This is a genomic window from Stenotrophomonas sp. BIO128-Bstrain, assembly GCF_030128875.1.
Lineage (GTDB): Bacteria > Pseudomonadota > Gammaproteobacteria > Xanthomonadales > Xanthomonadaceae > Stenotrophomonas > Stenotrophomonas bentonitica_A.
This window is the reverse complement of the sequence record NZ_CP124620.1, coordinates 3881458-3906173: the sequence shown is the minus strand read 5'-3', so window position 1 is coordinate 3906173 and position 24716 is coordinate 3881458. Positions and strand designations below refer to the sequence as shown.

The window sequence follows — 24716 nt, the reverse complement described above, 5'->3', positions numbered from 1 at the left end:
CGGGGCGCGGCTGCCGGACAATGCCTCTCCCCCGTTGTCGAGTCGCCGCCATGCCGTGGATGGGCATCCAGGATCTGTGGACCTTTGTTGCTGCCGTGCTGGTGTTCCTGGCCCTGCCGGGCCCGGGCACGTTCACCCTGCTCACCGCCACCGGCCGCGGCGGCGTGCGTGGCGGCTACACGGCGTTGTTCGGCCTGCTGCTGGGCGATCAGATCCTGATGTGGCTGGCGGTGGCCGGTGTGGCTGCATTGCTCAAGGCCAACCCGCTGGTGTTCCACGCGGTGCAGTACCTGGGCGCGGCCTACCTGGTATGGATCGGCATCGGCCTGTTGCGCCAGCCGCGCGCCCAGGGCGAGGAAGGCGGGATCCGCCTCACGCCGGGCCACTACTTCCGCCAGGCGGTGCTGATCAACCTGCTCAACCCGAAGGCGATCATCTTCTACATGGCTTTCCTGCCGCTGTTCATCGATCCAGCACGCCACCAGGGCGTGGTGACGTTCGCGACCATGGCACTGATCATCTTCGTCATGGGGCTGGCGTACTGCTCGGTGCTGATCGGGGTGGGCAACCTGCTGCGCCGTCGGATTCTCCAGCACCCGCGTGTGGGGCTTTGGCTGAGGCGGGTGGCAGGGGTGTTCCTGATCGGGTTCGGTGTGCGCTTGGGCGTCAGCGGCTGAGGCCTTGGCCGCCGTCTGTCGGCGTGCCGCGACAGCGCGCGTCGCGTTCGGCTGCAGATAGACGCCGTCATCGCGACGGTTGCGTTTCATTCAAACATTGAGATTCCCCCGTGTCCCGGGGCAGTGTTCAATCGGCGCCATCGCCGTGTCGCGAGGATCCGATGGCCGCCCCGATCTACTTCGTGCAGCACCTCAGTGGCCATGACGAGCGCCTGCTCGGCATGCACACCCGCCGCATCGATCTGGCCCACCCGGCCGTCACCCGCATCCTCGCCGGCCTGCACCCGGTGGACCGGGTGGAACTGCGCGCCTGCCTGTTCGACTGCCAGGCCAGCCTGATGCTCGCGCTTCGCGATCGCATCGCGCGGGCCGAAGCCGCCGCCCAGGGCTGGCGGGTGTTCGATGCGCGCGGCGTGCTGTGCTGCAAGCGCTTCCCCGAGGATACGCAGGTGATCTATCCACAGGGTCATCCACCACTGGATGGCTGGGCCGGCGCGCTGCTTTCCCCGGTGCGCTGACCCGCCGGCGTCAGCGCCGCATCGCCTCGCGCAGGTAATCGATGAACACCCGCAGCTTGGGCGCCATCTGCTCGCGCGCCGGGTAGTACAGATGGAAGCCGGCGAACGGCTGCTGCCAGTCCTGCAGAACGCATTGCAGGCGGCCGGCCGCCACGTCGCCGGCGTACAGCGCCTCGAACCCCTGCGCCAGCCCCACCCCTTTGCGCACCGCCGCCTGGATCAGGCCGGCATCGTTGAACACCAGCCGCCCGGCGACCTCGACCTCGAAATCGCGACCGTCGCGGGTGAACTCCCATGCCATCCGCCGGCCCGTGCTGAGCCGGTGCACGATGCACTCATGGGCGACCAGATCCGCCGGGGTCGCGGGCACGCCGTGCGTGGCCAGGTACGCCGGGGTGGCCACCACCACCTGACGCTCCAGTGGCCCGATCGGCACCGCGATCATGCCGCGCGCCAGGCTTTCGCCCAAGCGGATGCCGGCGTCGAAACCGCCGGCGACCAGATCGGTCAGCGCGGTTTCCACGAACAGCTCCACCTCGATCTGCGGGTAACGCGCCAGGAAACCGGGCAGGTGGGGCAGCACCAGCAGTTCGGCGGCGATTCGCGGCACGTTGATGCGCAGCTTCCCGGCGGGCACATCGCGCTGCTGGTCCAGATCCTCGAAGGCCGCATCGATGCGGGCCAGGCCCTCGCGCACCTGCGCCAGGAAACGGGCGCCCTGCTCGGTCAGGCCGACCCGGCGCGTGGTCCGCTGCAGCAGCCGCACGCCAAGGTGCGCCTCCAGCGCGCGGACCGTCTGGGAGAGCGCCGAGGGCGACACCCCCAGCTCATCGGCGGCCCGGGTGAAGCTGGCATGGTGCGCGACGCGGGCGAAGGCGACGACGGCGGGCAGGGGGCGCTGGGCACTCATTGTGAAGGCTGGCTTCAAGGATGATGCAGGAGCGGCCAGTTTATCCACATAGTCCGCAGGAGGATGCTGGTCCTGTTCCTTCCCTTCCCCCGGAGTACTTCATGCAGACCCGCACCCTTGGCCATGATGGCCCCACCGTTTCCGCGCTCGGCCTGGGCTGCATGGGCATGAGCGCCTTCTATGGCGGCCGCGGCAGCGATGCCGACGCCACCGCGGTCATCCACCGCGCGCTGGAGCGCGGCGTCACCCTGCTCGACACCGCCGACATGTACGGCCCACACACCAACGAGGTGCTGGTGGGCAAGGCGATCGCAGACCGCCGCGACCAAGTGTTCCTGGCGACCAAGTTCGGCATCAAGCTGGAGCCGAGCGACACCGCCGCACGCAGCGTCGATGGACGCCCCGAGTACGTGATCGCCGCCTGCGAGGCCAGCCTGCAGCGGCTGGGCGTGGACCACATCGACCTGTACTACCAGCACCGCGTGGACGGCGAGGTACCGATCGAAGACACCGTGGGCGCAATGGCGCGCCTGGTCGAGCAGGGCAAGGTGCGCTTCCTCGGCCTGTCCGAAGCCTCGGCCGGCACGATCCGCCGCGCCCATGCGGTGCATCCGATCACCGCGGTCCAGACCGAGTACTCGCTGTGGTCGCGCGATCCGGAAGACAACGGCGTGCTGGCGACGGTGCGCGAGCTCGGCATCGGCTTCGTGCCGTACTCGCCGCTGGGCCGTGGCTTCCTGACCGGCGCGATCCGCAGCCCGGCCGATTTCGACGCCGATGACTACCGCCGCCAATCGCCGCGCTTCCAGGGCGAGAACTTCGACCGCAACCTGGCGCTGGTCGATGCGGTTACGGCGATGGCCAACGCCAAGGGCGTGAGCCCCGGGCAGCTGGCCCTGGCCTGGGTACTGGCGCAGGGCGAGGACCTGGTGCCGATCCCGGGTACCAAGCGCCTGGCGTATCTGGACGAGAACCTGGGCGCGCTGCAGGTGCAGCTCAGCGCCGACGAGCTGGCCCGCATCGACGCCCTCTTCCCGGCCAATGCCGCCGCCGGCCCGCGCTATGCCCCCGCGGCGATGGCGACATTGAACCGCTGAGATCCACCGGCCGGATCGGGAGGCTCGATCCGGCCGATGCGGCAAACAGTGTGCGCGGCAGCCAGACCGCGTTCGGCGACGATACCGGGGCCGTGACCGATACCGGATGCCACAGGGATGGGTGCCCGGACTTTGTGCTGGTTTCGTCACCTTCGCCCCAGTCATGGCGACCGTGCAGCCGCTTACGACGCTTGGCAGTAGTAATGCTGCGCCGCGTTCGGTAAAACTCGCAGACTTGTCGTTCACAGTCATCCACCGCGAGGCCCCATGTCATTGCTCCGGCGCAAGTCCCTAGACACTGTCACCGTCCATGAAGCCGGCAGGCAACTGATCCCGACCCTGAGTTGGCCGCACCTGATCGCGCTGGGCATCGGCGCCATCGTCGGCACCGGCATCTACACCCTGATCGGTGTCGGCGCGAACCTGGCCGGGCCGGCGGTGTTGATCTCGTTTGCCATCGCCGGCGCGGTCTGCGCCTGCGCGGCGCTGTCCTATGCCGAACTGGCCACGATGATGCCGGCCGCCGGCAGCGCCTACACCTACAGCTATACCGCGCTCGGCGAGATGGTGGCCTGGGTGGTGGGCTGGAGCCTGATCCTGGAGTACTCGCTGGTGGTCAGCACGGTGGCGGTGGGATGGTCCGGCTACGCGGTCGGCTTCCTGCACGGCTGGGGCATCGACCTGCCCTTGATGCTCACCGCCGGCCCGCACGTGGAAGGCGGCTTCATCAACCTGCCGGCCGTGCTGATCACCTTCCTGGTGGCCGGCATGCTGATGGCCGGGACCAAGGAGAGTGCGACGCTCAACGCAGTCCTGGTGGTGGTCAAGATCATCGCGCTGACCGTGTTCGTGGCGATCGCCCTGCCGCACTTCGATACCGGCCACATGGAGCCGTTCATGCCGTTCGGCTTCGTCAAGTCGCTGGGCGCCGATGGCGTCGAGCGCGGGGTGATGGCGGCCGCGGCGATCATCTTCTTCGCGTTCTACGGCTTCGATGCGATCTCCACCGCGGCCGAGGAAACCAAGAAACCCGAGCGCGACCTGGCGATCGGCATCATCGGCTCGATGGTCGGCTGCACCATCATCTACGTGCTGGTGGCGCTGGCCGCCGTGGGTGCGATGAGCTACACGATCTTCGGCCAGAGCGCCGAGCCGCTGGCGCTGATCCTGCGCGAGCTGGGCAGCCCGGGCGCGGCCAAGTGGATCGGCGCGGCGGCGGTGATCGCCCTGCCGACCGTGCTGCTGGCCTTCCTGTATGGCCAGAGCCGCATCTTCTTCGTCATGTCGCGCGATGGCCTGCTGCCGCGTGGCCTGTCCAAGGTCAGCGCGCGCACCGGCACCCCGATCGCGACCACGCTGTTCACCGCAGTGCTGGTGGCCGCGCTGGCCGGCGTGGCACGCCTGGATGAAATCGCCGCACTGGCCAACGCCGGCACACTGGCCGCGTTCACCGCGGTGGGCCTGTGCCTGGTGGTGCTGCGCAAGCGCGAGCCCAACCGCGTGCGCAAGTTCCGCACGCCGCTGGCCTATGTGGTCGGCCCGCTGGCGGTGATCGGCTGCGTGTACCTGTTCTTCAGCCTGCCGAGCACCACGCAGTTGTACTTCCTGGCGTGGAACGTCGTGGGCCTGATCGCCTACTTCGCCTATGGCCGCCGCAATGCGGTGCTGGGCAAGGGCTGAGCGGGCCTGCCGGCCAAGGGCCGGCTGCGCGTCAACATGAAAAAGGCAGGCCCAAGGGTCTGCCTTTTTCTTTGTCGGTGCCGGTGCCGGTGGGGGTGCGGGACATCCACCGCCAGCGCGCGAGGCAACGCCGGTACTCAGGGCTTCGCGGCGGCGGCGACCTTGCTGGCGTGATCCTGCGCCTGCTGCATGACGCGCAGCAGGTTGCCACCCCAGATGCCGGCGATCTGCTTCTCGCTGTAACCCTTGCGCAGCAGCCACGCGGTGATCTTCGGCAACTGGCTCACGTCGGGCAGATCGGCCAGGCCACCGCCGCCATCCCAGTCCAGCCCGATGCCCACATGTTCCGGGCCGACCACCTTGAGGATGTGCTCGAAGTGGGCGAAGAAATCGTCCAGCGTGGCCTTGCGCAGCGGGATGCGCTGGTCGATCTCCTCCAGCCCCTTCTTCAGCGCAACGCCCTGCTGGATGCTCATGCCGTCGTAGTCGGTGCCCAGCTGCGTCATCAGCGCTGTTTCGGCCGCCTTGCGCGCGTCGCTCTTGCCGATGTCGATGAGATAGCCACCATAGGCGTTGACCTGGATGACCCCGCCCGCCTTGGCCAGCCGCTTCAGGCGCGCATCGTCGAGGTTGCGCGGATGGTTGTAGATTGCCTTGGCCGAGCTGTGCGAGAGCACGAACGGCACCGGCATGCGCTCGATCAGATCATCGAACACCGCATCGGAGGCATGCGATTGATCGATCACGATCCCCAGCCGCACCGCTTCATCCACCAGCGCCTTACCGGCCGGGCTCAGGCCCTTCCATTCGGCGCCCTTGGGATCGGTGGCCGAATCGCCGAACTCGTTGTTGGCGAAGTGCACGGTGCTGAGCAGGCGCAGGCCGGCCAGGTGGTAGTAGCTGAGCAGCGTGGGATCGTCGACCAGCGGGCTGGCGTTCTCCATGCTGATGTAGACCACGCGCTTGCCGGCGGCCTTGATGCGCGCGGCATCGGCGGCGGTCAGCGCGAGCTGGAAGGTATCCGGATGCGCGGCGAGCAGCTCGCGGATTTCCGTCAGCCGCAGCAGGCCGGCATCGCGGTCGTGCTGGTGCGCCTGCGCACTGCGGTCGCCCTGGTCGGTGTAGATCGCCCAGAAGCCGCCATCGAGCGCGCCTTCCACCATGCGCGGGTAGTCGACCTGCGACAGCGCGTTGTGGTCGTGCCGCTGGGTGATGTCGAAGCCGTCACGGTGGAAGTTGGCCGGTGTATCGAGGTGGCTGTCCAGGGTCAGCAGCCGCTGCTGCAGCGTGGACGCCCTGGCCAGTTCCTGCGGGGTGAATTCGATCGCGTGGGCGGCCAGTGGCGTGCACAACGCCAGCGAAACCAGCAAAGACAGACTGCGCAACGTCATGACGCCTCACCTTGGATTGTAGAGCCACGCCATGCGTGGCTGGGCTTGATCTGGCCCGCGAAGCCACGCATGGCGTGGCTCTACGGTCCCGGGTTCAACGGATCTGGCCCGGACAGACCTCAATCCACCACGCGGCAGAACACGGCCTTGAGGTAGCGCGATTCCTGCACGTGCGCCATGAACGGATGATCCGGACCGGCGCCAGCCACTTTCAGGATCTGGATGGTGCGGCCGGCGTAGAACGCGGCGCGGCGCAGCATGTCCAGGAACTGATCCTCGGCCACCAGGCCGGTGCAGGAGAACGTGGCGAGCAGGCCACCGGGCTTGACCACGCCGAGCGCCAGCTTGTTCATGTCCAGGTATTTCTTCAGCGCGGTGATGACCTGGTCGCGGTCGCGGGTCATCTTGGCCGGGTCGAGGATCACCACGTCGTACTGCTCACCGCGGTTGGAGGCATCGCGCAGCCACGGGAAGATGTCGGACTGGATGAACTTCGGGCGCACGTTGTTGAGCTTGGCGTTGCCCTTGGCGATGGCGATCACGTCTTCATCGATATCGATGCCGACCACTTCGGCCGCACCGCGCGCAGCGGCATACACCGCAAAGCCACCGGTGTTGCAGCACAGATCGAGCACGGTCTTGCCTTCCACCTGCTGGCTCAGCCACTGGCGGTTCTCGCGCTGGTCAGCGAAGAAGCCGGTCTTGTGCGCACCGGCCGGGTCGGCGCGGAACTTCACGCCGTACTCGGTGATCACCGACGCTTCGGTGGTGGTGTTGCCGTGGAAGTCGAAGCTTTCCTGCTTCTGCACGTGCTCGTCGGCAAAGCTGTGGAAACGGCAGCCCGGGAACTGTTCGCGCAGCGCCTCGTAGACCCATTCGCGGTGGCGGAACATGCCGGCGGCAAAGAACTCGACCACCACCAGGTCGCCATAGCGGTCCACGACCAGGCCGGACAGACCGTCGCCCTCGCTGTGGACCACGCGCCAGGCATCGGAGACCTGGTCCAGCTTGAGCACCTCACGACGCAGCGACACCGCCTGGGCGATCTTGCGCGAGAACCAGCCGGCGTCGACCGGGATGGCCTGATCGGTCTCCAGGATGCGCACGGCGATGCGCGAGTGACCGTTGTAGAAGCCACGCCCGATCCACTCCCCGTCGACGCCGACGACGTCGACGATGGCACCGGGTTTGGGACGGACGGCCGGCTTTTCGACCAGTTTCTGGAAGATCCACGGGTGGCTGGAGCGCCAGGCGTTCTTGAGGCGGACAACGGGGGCTGGGGTATTCATGGGCGTATTGTAAACGGGAAGCCTGCAGCCCTCGGCGCTCGGAGCGACGCCGCTGGCGCTCTGGTAGTGACGGCCGCTGGCCGTCAGCGCGGTAAACCCGGCCGCTACGTGGTTGACGGCCAGCGGCCGTCACTACCGGTTGGGGCGTTTCGTTCAGCCGCACCGGGGCATGGAAAGGATTTGACGCCGGCCCCGCCACCCCGCAGAATCGGCCCCAGAAGGGGAGTAGCTCCCAGACGTTGTCGCCGTCAATTCGAGCCCGCAGGCTCCGGTGCAACGGCAGTCCCACCCATCGGGACTGCGAGCGAGACCTTCGCCGTATGGCGAAGCTCTGTCCCCGGATCCCCCCGATCCTCCGTTGCAGATCCTCGCCGTCCGGCTTGAGGCATTCTATTTTTCCAACGGACAAACCCAATGCAGACGATCGGTAATGTGTGGTTGTGGGGCGGCTTCGGCGCGGTGGTGATCATCGCGCTGCTGGTCGACCTCGTATTGATGCGACATGGCGGACCGCACAAGGTCACCTTCAAGGAGGCCCTGTGGTGGTCGATCGGCTGGGTCGTGCTGGCCCTGGCCTTCAACGGTGGCCTCTGGTACTACCTCAATGAGACCGCCGGCCAGGTAGTGGCCAACAAGGTCGGCCTGGAGTTCCTGACCGGTTACCTGGTCGAGAAAGCCCTGGCCGTGGACAACATCTTCGTGTTCCTGATGATCATGGGCTACTTCGCGGTGCCCGAGGAACAGCGCCAGAAGGTGTTGATCATCGGCATCCTGGGCGCGATCGTGCTGCGTACGATCATGATCTTCGCCGGCAGCGTGCTGCTGACCAAGTTCCACTGGCTGCTCTATGTGTTCGGCGCGTTCCTGCTCTTCACCGGCTGGAAGATGTGGTTCTCAGCCGGCAGCGAGCCGGATCTGGAGACCAACCCCGCCCTGCGCTGGATGCGCAAGCACCTGCGCCTGCTGCCCGACTACGCCGGCAATGCCATGAGCGTCATGCGCGATGGCAAGCGCTGGTTCACCCCGCTGTTCGTGGTGCTGATCCTGATCGCGGTCACCGACGTGATCTTCGCGGTGGACTCCATCCCGGCGATCTTCGCCATCACCACCGACCCGTTCATCGTGCTGACCTCCAATGTCTTCGCGGTGCTGGGCCTGCGCGCGATGTTCTTCCTGCTGGCCGGCATGGCCGATCGCTTCCACCTGCTGCCTTACGGCCTGGCCCTGGTGCTGGCCTTCATCGGCATCAAGATGATGCTGATCGACATCTTCAAGATCCCCACCCCGATCTCGCTGGGTGTGGTGGCGGTGATCATCGCCGCGACCGTGGTGCTGAGCCTGAAGAATCCGCCGAAGGAAGGCGGCCACGCCTGACCGACCGTGCCGCCTGCGGGATTGTCCCGCAGGCGGTACCTCTCTCTCCCACGGCGTTGCCCTTGTGTTCATCCGGGGCGGCGCCATCCCTAAGGGTATGAACGCCAACCTGCCCCAGCCCACCGGCGCGCCGCCGGTCCCCTCCCGCAACGACCGTGGTGGTGTACTGCGGGCGTTCAACCTGAGCCTGGCCTTCGTGCTGCTGCTGGTGGCGGTGTATACCGCCCAAGGCCACTTCGACTGGCGTCCGTGGGCGGTTGCCCCGCTGGACAAGGCCGGCCTGCTCGGCATTCTCGGTGCACCGCTGCTGCACGGTTCGATCCAGCACCTGGGTGCCAATGCGGCGGCCCTGCTGATCCTCGGCACCCTGGCCGGCAGCGTCTATCCCAACGCAACGCTGCGGGCGCTGCCCCTGCTGTGGCTCGGTTCGGGACTCGGTGCCTGGCTGCTCGGCGATCTGGGCAGCCGCCATCTCGGTGCCAGTGGCATCACCCACGGCCTGATGTTCCTGGTGTTCGTGCTCGGCCTGCTGCGCCGCGACCGGCCGGCCATCGCCGCCGGGCTGATCGCGTTCCTGTTCTACGGCAGCATGCTGCTCACCATCCTGCCGCACGAGCCGGGCGTGTCCTGGCAATCGCACATGGGCGGTGCCTTTGCCGGCATCATCAGCGCGCTGCTGTTCCGCCTCTCCGACCCGATGGCGCCGCGCAAGCGCTACAGCTGGGAAGATGAGGAAGAGGACGACATCGAGGCGGCGCGCGACGCCGATCTGGAGCCGCCCTCCCCGACCCGCGTGCCGGTGCTGTGGCAACCACGCGAGGGCCGCGACTTCGTGGTGCTGCCGTTCCGGCGGCGCGATGGAGGGTCATCGCTGGATTGACCGGCAGCGCCATCTGATTGCCTGCCACGGTAGAGCCACGCCATGCGTGGCTGCCGTGCGCCGGATACTCCGATATCGCGCCCACCGAGCAAGGTCGATGCGCGTAGCACCGATCATGATCGTACCGACCAACGGTCGGTACCTACCGGGTCGCCGGTGTCCCGTCCCCATCCACCGCACGCCGGCCCAGCGCCGGGTCATCGGTGAAGAACGCATCGATGCCGGTGGCCAGATAGGCCCGCATTTCGGCGACCGAGCCGTCGGCATTGCGGGCATTCGGCTCGCCCTTGCGGAACTCCGCCGCCTGGAATTGGTTCTCCGGCCGGAACGTATACGGCACCACCATCAAGCCGGCCGCATGCGCATCACGCACCAGCGAGGTCGGGGTGCCCAGCTTCCCCTGCGCGTCCAGTGGGATGACCATGCGCAGGCTCGGGCCGATGCCATCGGCATAGGTGGCCACCTCGCGCAGCCCGGCCGGAGTGATCAGATCGGCATAGCGCTGGCGGCCCTTGGCGGCCAGCACGTCACCGGGCTGCTGCGTGGGATCGCCTAGCAGCTGCAGCAGGCGGATGTTGCTGTCGCGGCCGAGCTTGCCACGCAGGTAACGCAGGTTGCCGACCTCGAAGGACTGGATCGTCACCGGCGCCACGCGCGTGTAGGCGTTGCCCTGGAGCGCGGTGACCACCTTGTCTTCCATCGGCAGGCCGATGCTGGTGAAGTAGGTGCCGTGCTTGATCTCCGGCACCAGCCCGATGCCGCGGTTGGCGCGGCCGGCCTGCTGCACCAGGAAGGCGATGATCTCGTCCAGCGTGGCGATGCGGAACTGGCCGTCGAAGGCGGTGCTGCGCAGCTGCGGCAGGCGCTCGCGGGCGTACAGCGTTTTCAGCTCGGCCAGCGTGAAGTCTTCGGTGAACCAGCCTTCGATGCGCTCGCCGTCGATGGTCTTGACGGTCCTGCGGCTGGCGAACTCGGGGTGCGCGGCCACATCGGTGGTGCCGCCGATCTCGTTCTCGTGGCGCGATACCAGCACGCCGTCCTTGGTCATCACCAGGTCCGGCTCGATGTAGTCGGCGCCGTCGGCGATGGCCTGCGCATAGGCGGCAAGCGTGTGCTCGGGCAGCAGCGCACTGGCGCCGCGGTGGCCGTAGACGGCGGCCTTGGCCGGCGTAGGGGAAGACGATTCAGCGCTCATGGCCACCGATGGTGCCACGGCGAGCGACACCAGCAACACACACCCCCACAACGGCTTGGACACTTCAGATTCCTGTCGATAAAGAACCGGGTCAGTCTGCTGCAGGGGTGTGACAGCGCGAAGAAAGGCGCCGCCTACTTCCCGATGCAGAAGCTGGAGAAAATGCGCCCGAGCAGATCATCGGCGCTCATCCGCCCGGTGATCTCGCCCAGCGCCTCATGGGCCAGGCGCAGTTCCTCGGCGGCCAGCTCCAGGTGCTCGTGGACCAGCTCCGATTCGGCGCGCTCGGCATGGCCGATGGCCTGGCTGATCGCCTCCACATGGCGGGCACGCGCGGAGAACTCGCCGTCCACGCTGTCGCCGGCACTGCCGCTGGCCAGCGCGCGCAGGCGCGCGTGCAGTTGATCCAGGCCCAGGCCAGTCGCAGCCGAGACATGCAGAACGTCCGCAGCGGCATCAGACGGAATCGCGTCCAGCAGATCGCTCTTGTTGTGGATCCACAGCTGCTGCGGCACCTCGGCGATGCTGTCGCCCACCGCGTCGCGGCCCGCCTGCGGGTCGCGCGCATCGACCACCACGATGGCCAGGTCGGTGCGCTGCATTTCCTCGCGCGCCCGGCGCATGCCTTCGCGCTCGATGGCATCCCCGCCTTCGCGCAGGCCGGCGGTGTCGACCAGGGTCAGTTCCAGCCCATCGATACGGATGGTTTCGCGCAGGGTGTCGCGGGTGGTGCCGGCGATGTCGGTGACGATCGCCCGCTCGCTGCCTGCCAACGCGTTGAGCAGCGAGCTCTTGCCGGCGTTCGGCGGGCCCACCAGCACCGCGTGCAGACCATCGCGCAGCTTGCGCCCGCGTTCGGCATCGTCGCGCAGCCGGATCAGTGCCTGCAGCGCGGTGACCAGACCGCTGCGCACCTGGGCGCCGCCGAGGGTATCCAGGGGTTCGTCGGCGAAATCGATCGCCGCTTCCACGTGGATCCGCAGCAGAACAAGCTGTTCTGCGACATCGTCCACGCGGCGCGAGAACACGCCATCCAGCGAGCGGCGGGCCGCGCGCGCTGCGCGGGTATCGCTGGCGGCGATCAGGTCGGCGATCGCCTCGGCCTGGGCCAGGTCGAGCTTGCCGTTGAGGAAGGCGCGCTCGCTGAATTCACCGGGCCGCGCCTGCCGCGCGCCCAAGGCGATGCAACGCGCGACCAGCTGCTGCAGCACCACCGGGCTGCCATGCCCCTGCAGCTCCACCACTTCTTCGCCGGTGAAGCTGTTCGGGGCCGGGAACCACAGCGCGATGCCGTCGTCGATCACCTCGCCGGCCGCATCGCGCAAGCGCGCGTAGTGCGCATGCCGTGGCTGCATCGCGCGCACGCCGATCGCCTCGGCGATGGGCCGCGCCTGCGGGCCGGACAGCCGCAGCATGCCGACGCCGCCCGCGCCGGGCGCGGTGGCGATGGCCACGATGGTGTCGGGGGCATGGGTCATGTCGGGCTCACTGCGGCGTGCGGGGAATCAGGGGGCATTCTACGGACCGCAGGATGCGCGGGCCGCAGATGCAGGAAACCCGCCTTGCGGCGGGTCTCCTGTGCAGCTTACTTCTTGGCGGTGACGACCGGCAGCGGGTCGCTGCCGTGGCGCTTGGTCATCCACCACTGCTGGAGCAGGCCCAGGCCGCCGTTGACGACCCAGTACAGCACCAGACCGGACGGCATGAAGGCCATCATGACGCCGAACACCAGCGGCATCAGCTGCATCATCTTGGCCTGCATCGGGTCCATGCCCGGCGCCGGGGTCAGCTTCTGCGTGGCCCACATCACCGCCACGTTGATCACCGGCAGGATGAAGTACGGGTCACGTGCGGTCAGATCCTGGATCCAGCCCAGCCAGGGGGCCTGGCGCAGTTCCACCGATTCCACCAGCACCCAGTACAGCGCGAAGAAGATCGGCATCTGGATGAGGATCGGCAGACAGCCGCCCATCGGGTTGATCTTCTCTTTCTTGTACAGCTCCATCATCGCGGTCTGGAACTTCTGGCGGTCATCGCCATAGCGTTCCTTGAGCTGCGCGATGCGCGGCTGGAAGCGACGCATCTTGGCACCGGACTTGTACTGCACGGCCGAGAGCGGATACAGCACCAGCTTCAGCAGCACCACCAGGCCGACGATGGCCCAGCCCCAGTTGTCGACCACCTTGTGGACCTGGTTCAACACCCAGAACAGGCCCTGGCCGATGATCGCCATCAGCGAGAAGCGGCTGTAGTCGACCACGCGGTCCAGGCCCTTCACGTCTTCCTTGGCGATCAGGTTGACCAGCTTCGGTCCGACCCACAGGCGGGCTTCGGTGCTGACCTGCTGGCCCGGGGCCACGGTGAAGGCCGGGCCGCGCGCTTCGATCTGGTCACGGCCGTTGTTCTGCGCCAGCGAGTACTGCGCGGCCTGGTCGGCCTGCGGAATCCACGCGGTGAAGAAGTGGTGCTGCAGCATCGCCAGCCAGCCGCCGGTGATGGTGCGGTTGAGGTGGCCGTCGTCCAGGTAATCCTTGAACGCGCGGCGCTCGTAACCGTCCTGCGGGCTGAACCAGGTCGCGCCGTTGAAGCTGAACGAGTCCGGGTTGGTCATGCTGCGCGAGAGGATGGTCGGGGTGCGGTCCAGGGTGCGGAACACGTAGCCGCTCCACGGGGCGCTGCCGCCGTTGACGACTTCATCCTTGACCGTGATCGCGTACTCGTTGCGACCCAGCGAGTAGGTGCGGCGGATGGTCACGCCGTTCGGGCCGGTCCATTCGAACGGCACGGTGACCTCGTCCTGGCCCTTGGCCAGCACGAAGTCGTGGTTGTCGCCGACCAGCTTGAAGCCGTTGGCGGCCGGCACCGGCATGGTCTTGTCTTCACTGATCCAGCCACTGACCGCGCGGTACGGGTGGGTGGCTTCTTCCGTCAGCAGGCGGACCGGCGGGCTGCCTTCTTCCTTGGTCTGCGGGAACTGCAGCAGTTCGGCGTCCAGCACCGTGCCACCGTCCAGCACCAGACGCAGCACGTCGGTGGTGATGGTCACGCGGGCCGGGCCGGCCTCGGTCTGTGCGGCCGGCTGTGCCGCCGGCAGGGAACCGTCAGCCTGGGGCACCGGTGCACCGGGAATGCTGCCGGCAGCCGCACCCGGCACGCTGGCCTGGGTGGTCTGGGCGGCCACGGCCGGGGTCGGCGGCGCGGCTTTGTCGCGGCCCCACTCCATCCACAGCAACACGGCCACCATCAGCCAGGCAAAAATCAGGAAAACGCGGGTCTGGTTCATCAGCGTGCAGGCTCGACGGGGCCGGCACGCAATGCCGGCTCGGACTGGGAAAGGGGTACAACGCCCAGGGGCGGCGGCATTGTGCCGTCCGCGCCCGGCATGGGCAATGCGCCAAGGCGGCGCAGCAGGCGTTCAAAGGCCTGGCGGATATCTGAATTGCTGGCGGTACGGGCGGCGCTGCGGGCAACGACGACGTAATCGCCGGCACTCATCCACGGCCGTAGGTGGCGTGTGGCATCGCGCAGCACACGCTTCACTCGGTTGCGACCCACGGCTCGGGGATCGACTTTGCGCGACACCGCAAGACCCAACCTGGCTGGCGTATCGCTCTTCAGCCAGTGCAGGGTCATCAGCGGATCGGACACACGGCGGGCGCCGTTGAAGACCGTTGTATATTCGGCACGCGTACGAACCCGCGCAGAGCGAGGAAATCGCTTGCGCGGGTCGGAACTGCTCACAGTCAGGATTGCGTCTGCCGCGGGAAGCGGCATTGCAATCAAGCGCTCAGGACTTTACGGCCCTTGGCGCGGCGACGCGACAGGATCTTGCGGCCGTCAGCGGTCTTCATACGGGCACGGAAGCCATGGTCGCGCTTACGCTTGAGGTTGCTGGGTTGGAAAGTGCGCTTGGTGGCCATGCGGGCCTCTATATGAAGGGGACGGAAAGAACCGGAAATTCTATAGACCTCATCGAGGTCCCGTCAAGTGTCTGTCACTACGGGAATTCACCGGGCTGTGCAATAGCTGTGGATCGTTTTGTGAATAACTTTGGGACAACCATTCCCGGCCCCCCTCGTCGGTGGTAGTCTGCGCCATCCATTCTTCCCCCCTTCCGGCCTGCGGTGCGGCGCTTTTGTTCGCCTATCCGCTGGCCCCAGACGATTATTGCCGATGGATGCCTGGTCTCGTTCCCTCGAACGCCTCGAAGCGGAGTTTCCGCCCGAGGATGTTCACACCTGGTTGAAGCCGCTGCAGGCAGATCTGCGCGCGGACAGCCTGGTGCTTTATGCGCCGAACGCCTTCATCGTCGACCAGGTGCGCGAGCTGTATCTGCCGCGCATCAAGGAACTGCTGGCGCACTTCGCCGGTTTCGGCGACGTTTTTCTTGAAATCGGCTCGCGTCCGCGCCCGGTGGAGGCGCAGATCGCGCCGATTCCGGGCCTGTCCTCACCGGCGGCACCGGCCGAGCCCCTGGTGCCGTTCGCCGGCAACATGGATTCGCACTACACCTTCGCCAACTTCGTGGAGGGCCGCAGCAACCAGCTGGGCCTGGCCGCGGCGTTCCAGGCGGCCCAGAAGCCGGGCGACCGGGCCCACAACCCGTTGCTGCTGTACGGCGGAACCGGCCTGGGCAAGACCCACCTGATGTTCGCGGCCGGCAATGCGATGCGTCAGGCCAACCCGGCAGCCAAGGTGCTGTACCTGCGTTCGGAACAGTTCTTCAGCGCGATGATCCGTGCGCTGCAGGAAAAAACCATGGACCAGTTCAAGCGCCAGTTCCAGCAGGTGGACGCGCTGCTGATCGATGACATCCAGTTCTTCGCCGGCAAGGACCGTACCCAGGAAGAGTTCTTCCATACGTTCAACGCCCTGTTCGACGGCAAGCAGCAGATCATCCTGACCTGTGACCGGTACCCGCGCGAAGTCGAGGGCCTGGAAGCACGGCTGAAGTCGCGGCTGGCCTGGGGCCTGTCGGTGGCGATCGAGCCGCCGGACTTCGAGACGCGCGCAGCGATCGTGCTGGCCAAGGCCCGCGAGCGTGGCACCGATATCCCCGACGATGTGGCGTTTCTGATTGCCAAGAAGATGCGCTCCAATGTCCGCGACCTCGAAGGTGCGTTGAATACCCTGGCCGCACGCGCCAATTTCACCGGCCGTGCGATCACCACTGATTTCGCCCAGGAAACCCTGCGCGACCTGCTTCGCGCCCAGCAGCAGGCGATCAGCATTCCCAACATCCAGAAAACCGTGGCCGACTACTACGGGCTGCAGATCAAGGATCTGCTGTCCAAGCGTCGGACCCGCTCGCTGGCCCGTCCCCGTCAGGTCGCCATGGCCCTGACCAAGGAACTGACCGAGCACAGCCTGCCGGAAATCGGCGACGCCTTTGCCGGCCGGGACCACACCACGGTGCTGCATGCCTGCCGGCAGATCCGGACGTTGATGGAAGCCGACGGCAAGTTGCGGGAAGACTGGGACAAGCTGATCCGGAAGTTGAGCGAATGATGCATGTACGCCGCTAAGGCGTCATCGCATAAAACGGTGCAGAATCCGGTAGTAAGCGAGGTATAGGTTGTGGATAAAAAAGCCGCTCGATTCGGCGGTAAAGTTATCCACACCTTTCCCCACCCCTTGGGGGCTAGTAATGCAGAGGGTTTCGAGGTCAAAAACCCTTTTGTTTACAAAGGCTTAGTCGTGTTTTCCCGCGATTCTGGCCCTACCAGCACCACCAAGCTTTTGATTTATTCCACATTTTTTTAAAGCATAGGGGCACGGAACCACATGCGTTTCACACTGCAGCGCGAAGCCTTTCTCAAGCCGTTGGCACAAGTCGTCAACGTGGTCGAACGCCGCCAGACCCTGCCGGTTCTGGCTAATTTCCTGGTTCAGGTCCAGAACGGACAGCTGTCGCTGACCGGCACGGACCTGGAAGTGGAAATGGTGTCGCGGATCGCGGTGGAAGATGCCCAGGACGGCGAGACCACCATCCCCGCCCGCAAGCTGTTCGAGATCATCCGTGCCCTGCCCGACGGCAGCCGGATCACCGTCTCGCAGACCGGTGACAAGATCACCGTGCAGGCCGGGCGCAGCCGCTTCACCCTGGCAACGTTGCCGGCCAACGACTTCCCGTCTGTCGACGAAGTCGAAGCCACCGAGCGCGTGGCCATCGGCGAAGCGACCCTGAAGGAGCTGATCGAACGCACCGCGTTCGCGATGGCCCAGCAGGACGTGCGCTACTACCTCAACGGCCTGTTGTTCGACCTGCGTGGCGATGCCCTGCGTACCGTGGCGACCGATGGTCACCGCCTGGCGCTGTGCGAAACCGAGCTGGAAAAGGCCAGCGGTGCCAAGCGCCAGATCATCGTGCCGCGCAAGGGCGTGACCGAGCTGCAGCGCCTGCTGGAAAGCGGTGATCGCGAGATCGAGCTGGAAGTCGGCCGCAGCCACGTGCGCGTCAAGCGCGACGATGTGACCTTCACCTCCAAGCTGATCGACGGTCGCTTCCCGGATTACGAGGCTGTCATCCCGATCGGTGCCGATCGCGAAGTGAAGGTCGATCGCGAAGCCCTGCGTGCCTCGCTGCAGCGTGCTGCGATTCTGTCCAACGAGAAGTACCGCGGTATCCGCGTGGAAGTCTCGCCGGGCAACCTGAAAATCAGCGCGCACAACCCGGAGCAGGAAGAAGCCCAGGAAGAGATCGAGGCCGATACCACGGTCAGCGACCTTGCCATCGGCTTCAACGTGAACTACCTGCTGGATGCCCTATCGGCACTGCGCGACGAGCACGTCGTGATCCAGCTGCGTGATTCGAACTCCTCTGCCCTGGTCCGCGAGGCCAGCAGCGAGAAGTCGCGTCATGTGGTGATGCCGCTGCGTCTCTGACCTGGCGCGCTGGTTCCACGTGGAACCGAGTTGTTTGAGAAGCCCGGCACTGCCGGGTTTCTTTTTGGGCGAAAGAAACGATGTTCCACGTGGAGCATCGTCGTAGCGTTGAACCTCGGAGATGCTTGCTTCGTCTGCCCGTCTGCCCGTCTGCCCGTCTGCCCGCCTGCCTGCCTGCTTGTCTGACCGGGTATCCGCACACGCAGGCCTGCTTCATGGGTAGGGGGTGAAGGCCGATCTCCATGGTTACCGGCCACGTGAACCAAGGTCGCCACCGGCACACGCGATTCGCATCCTCGCTGCGCTCACAAACCAGTAGCGATCTTGCGATGGGGTGATCGTTATCGAACGCAGGTGCAAAAGTGGCTCGGTAGCGCCTGCCCGCCGCCAATCGCGCGAATCCTGTTAAGCCGCCACTGCGAACCAGGACAGAGTTCTCTCCAGATCTGGAGCGCCGCGACGAGTCGGCTTTCTGCCGCTGAATCACAGCTCTATGCTTTTAAAAACTGTATATAAATCTAAAGCTAGGTGGTGGTGGTAGGGCCAGATTTGGTTGAAAAGTAGGTTAAATGGTTGGTTACAAAGAGAATTAGGGCCTCGAAACCCCCGGTAAAACAGGGCCTGAGCCTGGGGGTGATCCTGTGGGTATCTTTAAAGCCTGTTCCAAGGCCTCTTTTTATCCACAGATTGCCCTTAGGTTGTGCATAACTCATACATGGGGGATGTGGACAGTCTCGTTTGGGTCTGCGCGAGCGTCCTTCATTTCTGACGGGGTGCGCTTCGGCGACGCGCGCAGAATTCAAACAATCCCGCTCGGACGTACTGATCGGGCTGCTGGGCGCCCTGGAAAACGCCCCGGATTTCTTGAAATCTGCAGCACCATGGGCCTGGACGAGCCTCAGAATTGAAGAAATTGAGCGCGTTCTCGAGCCTCCGGGTGGAGGTCGACGGGCATGTTCCACGTGGTACGGCACGCCTGAGTGAGTCCCCTACGCCGCCTCGTCCGCCTTGCACTGCCCTGCTCCACATCGGGCAGTGGGGTTCGCCATCGTCCGCCGGGGCCCGGCACTTCCTCCCGGGGCTGGGTGAAACGCCGGGGACTGTACGGCGGCGCACTTCCAGGGCTGCTTGCACCACGTGGAACCAGGGCAATGCAGTAAGCTGATCGATTCCCCGCTACCCCTCTGCCGCCCGGCGCGGCGTCGATCTTCCGCATGCATATCCGCCGTCTCTCCCTGCACCAGGTTCGCCGCTTCGATACCGTCGAACTCGCGCCGAAACCGGGCATCAATCTGATCACCGGCGACAATGGCGCCGGAAAGACCAGTGTCCTGGAGGCGCTGCATGTCATGGCGTACGGGCGCAGTTTCCGTGGCCGGGTGCGGGATGGGCTGGTGCGCCAGGGCCGGGAGGCGCTGGATGTCTTTGTCGAATGGGATGAGCAGCGCGAAGGCGCCGAAACCCCGACGCGGCGGAAGGCCGGGCTCCGCCACAGTGGGCAGGAATGGAAAGGCCGACTGGACGGTGAGGATGTCGCCCAGCTCGGCACCCTCTGCGCGGCGCTGGCGGTGGTGACCTTCGAACCAGGTAGCCACGCGCTGGTCAGTGGCGGCGGTGAGCCCCGTCGGCGGTTCCTCGATTGGGGTTTGTTCCACGTGGAACCAGACTTCATGGGGCTGTGGCGGCGGTACTCGCGAGCCCTCAAGCAGCGCAACGCCCTGCTCAAGCAGGGCGGGCATCCGCACGCCCTGGATGCCTGGGATCGAGAGCTCGCCGAAGCCGGCGAACCGCTGACCACCCGCCGGCAGCACTATCTGGAGCGGTTGCAGGAACGCACCGTGGAACTGGCCGCCGTCCTGGCCCCCAATCTGGGCATCCAGTCGCTGAGCTTGAGCCCAGGGTGGCGCAAGCAGGAGGTTTCACTCTCCGATGCCCTGCTTCTGGCCCGGGAACGTGACCGGATGGCCGGCTATACCTCGGTCGGTCCACACCGGGCCGACTGGAGCGTCGGATTCGAGACCATTCCCGGCCGGGATGCACTCTCGCGGGGGCAGGCGAAACTGACGGCCCTCACCTGCCTGCTGGCACAGGCCGAAGACTACGCCGAGCAGCGCGGCGAATGGCCGGTCATCGCATTGGACGACCTGTCTTCGGAGTTGGATCGACACCACCAGGCACGGGTGCTGGAGCGCTTGAAGGCCGGCCCGGCGCAGATCTTCATCACCGCCACTGAAGTTCCGGCGGCACTGATCGACGCGACAGATATCACGCGGTTCCACGTGGAACATGGACAAGTCCAGCTTGTGCCATAGTGGTCCCCCAGGGGCCACGGTGCCCGGCTGGTATAATTGCTGTTGCAACCCCTTATTACTCGGCGCCCCGCCTCACCGCGGCGGACCGACCTGCGGAGCCTACGGCAAGCGCAATGACTGAAGAACAGAACATCCCCGCAAATAGCGGCAACTACGACGCCAACAGCATCACCGCCCTGGAAGGCCTCGAGGCTGTCCGCAAGCGTCCTGGTATGTACATCGGCGACGTCCATGACGGCACCGGTCTGCACCACATGGTGTTCGAGGTCGTCGACAACTCCATCGACGAAGCCTTGGCCGGCCACGCCGACCATGTGTCGGTGATGATCCACGCAGACGGTTCGGTCTCGGTGTCGGACAACGGGCGCGGCATCCCGACCGGCAAGCACGAGCAGATGAGCAAGAAGCTCGATCGCGAAGTCTCCGCCGCCGAAGTCGTGATGACGGTCCTGCACGCCGGTGGCAAGTTCGATGACAACAGCTACAAGGTGTCTGGCGGCCTCCACGGCGTGGGCGTCAGCGTGGTCAATGCGCTCTCGCAGAAGTTGCTGCTGGATATCTACCAGGGCGGCTTCCACTACCAGCAGGAATTCGCTGACGGTGCTGCGGTCAACTCGCTCAAGCAGGTTGAAGCCAGCACCAAGCGCGGTACCACCCTGCGCTTCTGGCCGTCGGTGAAGGCGTTCCACGACAACGTCGAGTTCCACTACGACATCCTGGCCCGCCGCCTGCGTGAGCTGTCCTTCCTCAATTCCGGCGTCAAGATCGTGCTGGTGGACGAGCGCGGCGACGGCCGGCGCGACGACTTCCATTACGAAGGCGGCATCCGCAGCTTCGTGGAGCATCTGGCGCAGTTGAAGACGCCGCTGCACCCGAACGTGATCTCCGTCACCGGTGAGTCCAACGGGATCGTCGTGGACGTGGCGCTGCAGTGGACCGATTCCTACCAGGAAACGATGTACTGCTTCACCAACAACATCCCGCAGAAGGATGGCGGTACCCACCTCGCCGGTTTCCGCGGTGCGCTGACCCGTGTGCTCAACAATTACATCGAGCAGAACGGCATCGCCAAGCAGGCCAAGATCAACCTGACCGGCGATGACATGCGCGAAGGCATGATCGCGGTGCTGTCGGTGAAGGTGCCGGACCCGAGCTTCTCCAGCCAGACCAAGGAAAAGCTGGTCAGCTCGGACGTGCGCCCGGCGGTGGAAAGTGCCTTCGGTGCGCGCCTGGAAGAATTCCTGCAGGAAAACCCCAACGAAGCCAAGGCGATCGCCGGCAAGATCGTGGACGCGGCGCGTGCACGTGAAGCGGCCCGCAAGGCGCGCGATCTGACCCGCCGCAAGGGCGCGCTGGATATCGCCGGCCTGCCGGGCAAGCTGGCCGACTGCCAGGAAAAAGATCCGGCGCTGTCCGAACTGTTCATCGTCGAGGGTGACTCGGCAGGTGGCTCGGCCAAGCAGGGCCGCAACCGCAAGAACCAGGCCGTGCTGCCGCTGCGCGGCAAGATCCTCAACGTGGAACGCGCCCGCTTCGACCGCATGCTCGCCTCGGACCAGGTCGGTACGCTGATCACCGCGCTGGGCACCGGCATCGGCCGGGACGAGTACAACCCGGACAAGCTGCGCTACCACCGCATCATCATCATGACCGACGCCGACGTCGACGGCGCGCACATCCGTACGCTGCTGTTGACCTTCTTCTACCGTCAGATGCCGGAGCTGATCGAGCGTGGCCACATCTACATCGGCCTGCCGCCGCTGTACAAGATCAAGCAGGGCAAGCAGGAGCTGTACCTGAAGGATGACCCGGCGCTGGATGCGTACCTGGCCAGCAGCGCGGTGGAAAACGCCTCGTTGATCCCGGCCGAGAGCGAACCCGGCATCGAAGGCGTGGCGCTGGAGAAGCTGCTGCTTTCCTACGCCTCGGCGCAGGAAACCATCGCGCGCAACAGCCATCGTTATGACCGCCAGGTGCTGGAAGCGCTGATCGATTTCACGCCGATGGATCTGGAACACCTGCGCAAGGCCGGCGCAGACGAGGGCCTGGCCGCGCTGGCCACCCGCCTCAACCAGGGCAGCCTCGGTTCGCCGCGCTATACGCTGGAACTGCAGGAACCCACCGACGAACGTCCGGCAGCCGTGCTGGTCACGCGTCGCCACATGGGCGAACAGCTGATCCAGGTGCTGCCGCTGGCCGCATTCGAGACCGGCGAACTGCGTGCCCTGCACCAGTCCTCCCTGCTCCTCCACGGCCTGGTCCGTGCCGGTGCGAAGATCAGCCGCGGTGCCAAATCGGCCGAGGTCGGCAGCTTCGCCGAGGCGCGCAACTGGCTGCTGGATGAAGCCAAGAAGGGTCGCCAGATCCAGCGATTCAAGGGTCTGGGTGAAATGAATCCGGAGCAGCTCTGGGACACCACGGTCAATCCCGACACCCGCCGCCTGCTCCAGGTGCGGATCGAGGATGCCGTGGCCGCCGACCAGATTTTCAGCACGCTGATGGGCGACGTGGTCGAACCGCGCCGCGACTTCATCGAAGACAATGCGCTGAAGGTCGCCAACCTGGATATCTGACACAATCGGGGCAAGGCCGGCCGGGGGCGACCCTGGCCGGCCATCGCCCCCCGATGCCAGGAATCCGATGTCCGTTACCCCCCCGGCGTCCATGACGCCTCCGCTTCCCCCCGCTGTTCCATCATCACCGCGCAGGCCGGGTTCTCCGCTTGCAGGGTTCTTCATCGATCTGGGCATCGGCGTGGCGGTGCTGCTCTCGCTCAGTCTGATCAGCGGCTTGGCCTGGGGGCTCTACCGCGGTGCGATCGTCGGTTACCAGGCGGCGCGCGACGGTGCGGATGCGTCCGCGGTCGCCGGTCTTGCCCAGCAGCTCGGACAACCCGGTGCCCTCGCCCAGATCCTGATGGCGCTGGTCGCCACCGGTGGCGCGGCACTGGTGCTGTATTTCTTCCGTCGTCGGGCCACGCCCGCCGAACGGGCGCTGTCGTTCCAGGCCGCCCGTCGCCCTTCCACCTGGGGGTGGACACTACTGGTCGCCACCGGGGTGATCGTCGGCAGCAATCTGATCGCGTGGCTGGCCAAACAGGGCGGTATCGAGCCGGTGCCGACCAACCTGGCGCTGATGGAACAGGCGATGACGCGCTTCCCCTGGTTCCTGGCGCTGTTTGCCGTGGTGCTTGCTCCGGCCTATGAGGAACTGCTGTTCCGCCGGGTGCTGTTCGGTCGCCTGTGGCAGGCCGGCCGGCCGCTGCTGGGCATGTTGCTGAGCAGCCTGGCCTTCGCCCTGGTGCATGAAATTCCCGGTACCAGCGCCAACGGCCCATGGGAAATCGCCCAGCTGTGGCTGGTCTATGGCGGCATGGGCGCCGCCTTCGCCTGGCTCTACCAGCGCACCGGCACCTTGTGGGCGCCGATCGCCGCGCATGCGTTGAACAACGGCATTGCCCTGGCCGCCCTCATGTTCCTGGGCATCCAATAACGACTACGCGGCTTGACGAAAATTTACGTCGCCACGTTCCACACTGCGCATATGAACACGGGGGATCGCACATGAAACCAGTGCTGTTGGGAATTGCCATCGCCATGCTGGTGAGCGCGTGCGCCACCACCACCTCACCCACCGGCCGCCGCCAGATGGTGGGCGGGGTATCGCAGGCCGAGCTGGACCAGCTGGGCGCGCAGGCGTTTACCGAGACCAAGTCCAAAGGTACGTTGAGCACCGACCCGAAGCAGAACGCCTACGTCCAGTGCGTGGTGAATGCGCTGGTCGCTCAGCTTCCCGCACAGTACCGTGGCGTACGGTGGGAGACGGCCCTGATGGTCGACAAGGAACCCAACGCGTTCGCTTTGCCCGGCGGCAAGGTCGGGGTCAATACCGGCATCTTCACCGTCGCCAAGAACCAGGATCAGCTGGCCGCCGTCATCGGCCACGAGATCGGGCACGTGATCTCCCGCCACCACGAAGAACGCATCACCCGCCAGATGGGTGCGCAGACCGGGCTGTCGGTCCTCGGCGCGCTGGCAGGCGCGGCCTACGGCGAGGGAGCGGCCAGTACCGTCAGCCAGCTCGGCGGCGCCGGTGCCCAGGCGGCCTTCCTCCTGCCAGGCTCGCGGACCCAGGAAAGCGAGGCCGATATCGTCGGCCAGCGCCTGATGGCCGAGGCCGGTTTCAACCCGGCCCAGGCGGTCGATCTGTGGCAGAACATGATGGCTGCCAGCGGCGGCCGGTCACCGCAGTGGCTGTCCACCCACCCCGATCCGGCCAACCGCATCCGGGAATTGCAGCGAGACGCGCCCTCCCTGAGTGGTGTATACCAACAAGCCCAGGCGGACGGGCGTCGTCCGAAGTGTGGCTGACGCGCCCGTATGCGACCAAAAGATGCTGTATTGCAGCATCGGAAACGATTTCTCACGCCATCAGTTTCTGATACGTTTGGCGGCTCAGATTTTTCTGACAGTCCGTTTTGATGCCGCTGCGGCGGTTCGATCGAGGTG

General features: G+C 65.9%; 20 protein-coding genes. 12 read left to right on the top strand and 8 right to left on the bottom strand.

The genetic code is table 11. The annotated features are described in order from the left end of the window. The first annotated feature begins 50 nt into the window (after nt 1–50). Complete coding sequence (gene leuE / locus POS15_RS17795) at nt 51–677, top strand: leucine efflux protein LeuE (RefSeq protein WP_284128599.1); 627 nt, start codon at nt 51–53, stop codon at nt 675–677. Between the two features lie 161 nt (nt 678–838). After that, on the top strand, nt 839–1195 hold the full coding sequence (locus tag POS15_RS17790) for a hypothetical protein (RefSeq protein WP_019184035.1): 357 nt from the start codon (nt 839–841) through the stop codon (nt 1193–1195). 10 nt (nt 1196–1205) lie between these two features. Here POS15_RS17790 and POS15_RS17785 read toward each other — a convergent pair whose 3' ends face one another. Beyond that, a complete protein-coding gene (locus tag POS15_RS17785) occupies nt 1206–2105 on the bottom strand; it encodes a LysR family transcriptional regulator (protein ID WP_284128598.1) in 900 nt (299 codons plus the stop codon). A 101-nt stretch (nt 2106–2206) separates the two neighbouring features. Between POS15_RS17785 and POS15_RS17780 the strand changes: the two genes are divergently transcribed. Both POS15_RS17780 and POS15_RS17775 read left to right on the top strand, forming a co-directional pair. Next, on the top strand, nt 2207–3202 hold the full coding sequence (locus tag POS15_RS17780) for an aldo/keto reductase (protein ID WP_284128597.1): 996 nt from the start codon (nt 2207–2209) through the stop codon (nt 3200–3202). Between the two features lie 267 nt (nt 3203–3469). Beyond that, on the top strand, nt 3470–4882 hold the full coding sequence (locus POS15_RS17775; protein ID WP_019184038.1) for an amino acid permease: 1413 nt from the start codon (nt 3470–3472) through the stop codon (nt 4880–4882). Between the two features lie 137 nt (nt 4883–5019). On the opposite strand, the gene POS15_RS17770 is transcribed toward POS15_RS17775, so the two are convergent. Continuing rightward, entirely contained in the window at nt 5020–6273 is a 1254-nt protein-coding gene (locus POS15_RS17770; protein WP_284128596.1) for a dipeptidase, read from the bottom strand. Nucleotides 6274–6392: 119 nt separating this feature from the next. Then, nucleotides 6393–7562 carry a class I SAM-dependent rRNA methyltransferase gene (locus POS15_RS17765; RefSeq protein WP_019184040.1) on the bottom strand — a complete coding sequence of 390 codons (1170 nt, stop codon included), beginning with the start codon at nt 7560–7562 and terminating at the stop codon, nt 6393–6395. Nucleotides 7563–7976: 414 nt separating this feature from the next. Here POS15_RS17765 and POS15_RS17760 point away from each other — a divergent pair, with 414 nt between their 5' ends. After that, nucleotides 7977–8936: a TerC family protein gene (locus POS15_RS17760; RefSeq protein WP_019184041.1), complete on the top strand. Its 960-nt coding sequence runs from the start codon at nt 7977–7979 to the stop codon at nt 8934–8936. A 97-nt stretch (nt 8937–9033) separates the two neighbouring features. Next, entirely contained in the window at nt 9034–9816 is a 783-nt protein-coding gene (locus POS15_RS17755) for a rhomboid family intramembrane serine protease (RefSeq protein WP_019184042.1), read from the top strand. Nucleotides 9817–9958: 142 nt separating this feature from the next. Here POS15_RS17755 and POS15_RS17750 read toward each other — a convergent pair whose 3' ends face one another. The 5 genes from POS15_RS17750 to rpmH form a co-directional block, all read right to left on the bottom strand. Next, nucleotides 9959–11011 (bottom strand): glycerophosphodiester phosphodiesterase, encoded by a 1053-nt coding sequence (locus tag POS15_RS17750; protein WP_046272266.1) that lies wholly within the window; start codon nt 11009–11011, stop codon nt 9959–9961. A 134-nt stretch (nt 11012–11145) separates the two neighbouring features. After that, nucleotides 11146–12489 (bottom strand): tRNA uridine-5-carboxymethylaminomethyl(34) synthesis GTPase MnmE, encoded by a 1344-nt coding sequence (gene mnmE / locus POS15_RS17745; RefSeq protein WP_046272261.1) that lies wholly within the window; start codon nt 12487–12489, stop codon nt 11146–11148. A gap of 107 nt (nt 12490–12596) precedes the next feature. Beyond that, the gene (yidC, locus tag POS15_RS17740) at nt 12597–14294 is read right to left on the bottom strand and encodes a membrane protein insertase YidC (RefSeq protein WP_019184045.1); all 1698 of its coding nucleotides are present in this window, start codon (nt 14292–14294) and stop codon (nt 12597–12599) included. Continuing rightward, nucleotides 14294–14785: a ribonuclease P protein component gene (gene rnpA, locus POS15_RS17735; protein ID WP_019184046.1), complete on the bottom strand. Its 492-nt coding sequence runs from the start codon at nt 14783–14785 to the stop codon at nt 14294–14296. The genes yidC and rnpA overlap by 1 nt, the downstream gene beginning before the upstream one ends. A gap of 5 nt (nt 14786–14790) precedes the next feature. After that, nucleotides 14791–14931, bottom strand: coding sequence for a 50S ribosomal protein L34 (rpmH, locus tag POS15_RS17730; protein WP_006404565.1), 141 nt, complete (start codon nt 14929–14931; stop codon nt 14791–14793). A gap of 253 nt (nt 14932–15184) precedes the next feature. Between rpmH and dnaA the strand changes: the two genes are divergently transcribed. The 6 genes from dnaA to POS15_RS17700 all read left to right on the top strand — a co-directional run bounded on the left by dnaA (nt 15185) and on the right by POS15_RS17700 (nt 24578). Next, nucleotides 15185–16519 (top strand): chromosomal replication initiator protein DnaA, encoded by a 1335-nt coding sequence (dnaA, locus tag POS15_RS17725; RefSeq protein WP_019184047.1) that lies wholly within the window; start codon nt 15185–15187, stop codon nt 16517–16519. Between the two features lie 276 nt (nt 16520–16795). Next, nucleotides 16796–17896 (top strand): DNA polymerase III subunit beta, encoded by a 1101-nt coding sequence (dnaN, locus tag POS15_RS17720; RefSeq protein WP_019184048.1) that lies wholly within the window; start codon nt 16796–16798, stop codon nt 17894–17896. Nucleotides 17897–19110: 1214 nt separating this feature from the next. Then, on the top strand, nt 19111–20208 hold the full coding sequence (gene recF, locus POS15_RS17715) for a DNA replication/repair protein RecF (RefSeq protein WP_284128595.1): 1098 nt from the start codon (nt 19111–19113) through the stop codon (nt 20206–20208). A 113-nt stretch (nt 20209–20321) separates the two neighbouring features. Further along, a complete protein-coding gene (gene gyrB / locus POS15_RS17710) occupies nt 20322–22781 on the top strand; it encodes a DNA topoisomerase (ATP-hydrolyzing) subunit B (RefSeq protein WP_070426277.1) in 2460 nt (819 codons plus the stop codon). Between the two features lie 67 nt (nt 22782–22848). After that, complete coding sequence (locus tag POS15_RS17705; RefSeq protein WP_261997921.1) at nt 22849–23700, top strand: CPBP family intramembrane glutamic endopeptidase; 852 nt, start codon at nt 22849–22851, stop codon at nt 23698–23700. A gap of 71 nt (nt 23701–23771) precedes the next feature. Further along, nucleotides 23772–24578 carry a M48 family metallopeptidase gene (locus tag POS15_RS17700; RefSeq protein WP_070426279.1) on the top strand — a complete coding sequence of 269 codons (807 nt, stop codon included), beginning with the start codon at nt 23772–23774 and terminating at the stop codon, nt 24576–24578. Nucleotides 24579–24716 lie beyond the last annotated feature (138 nt).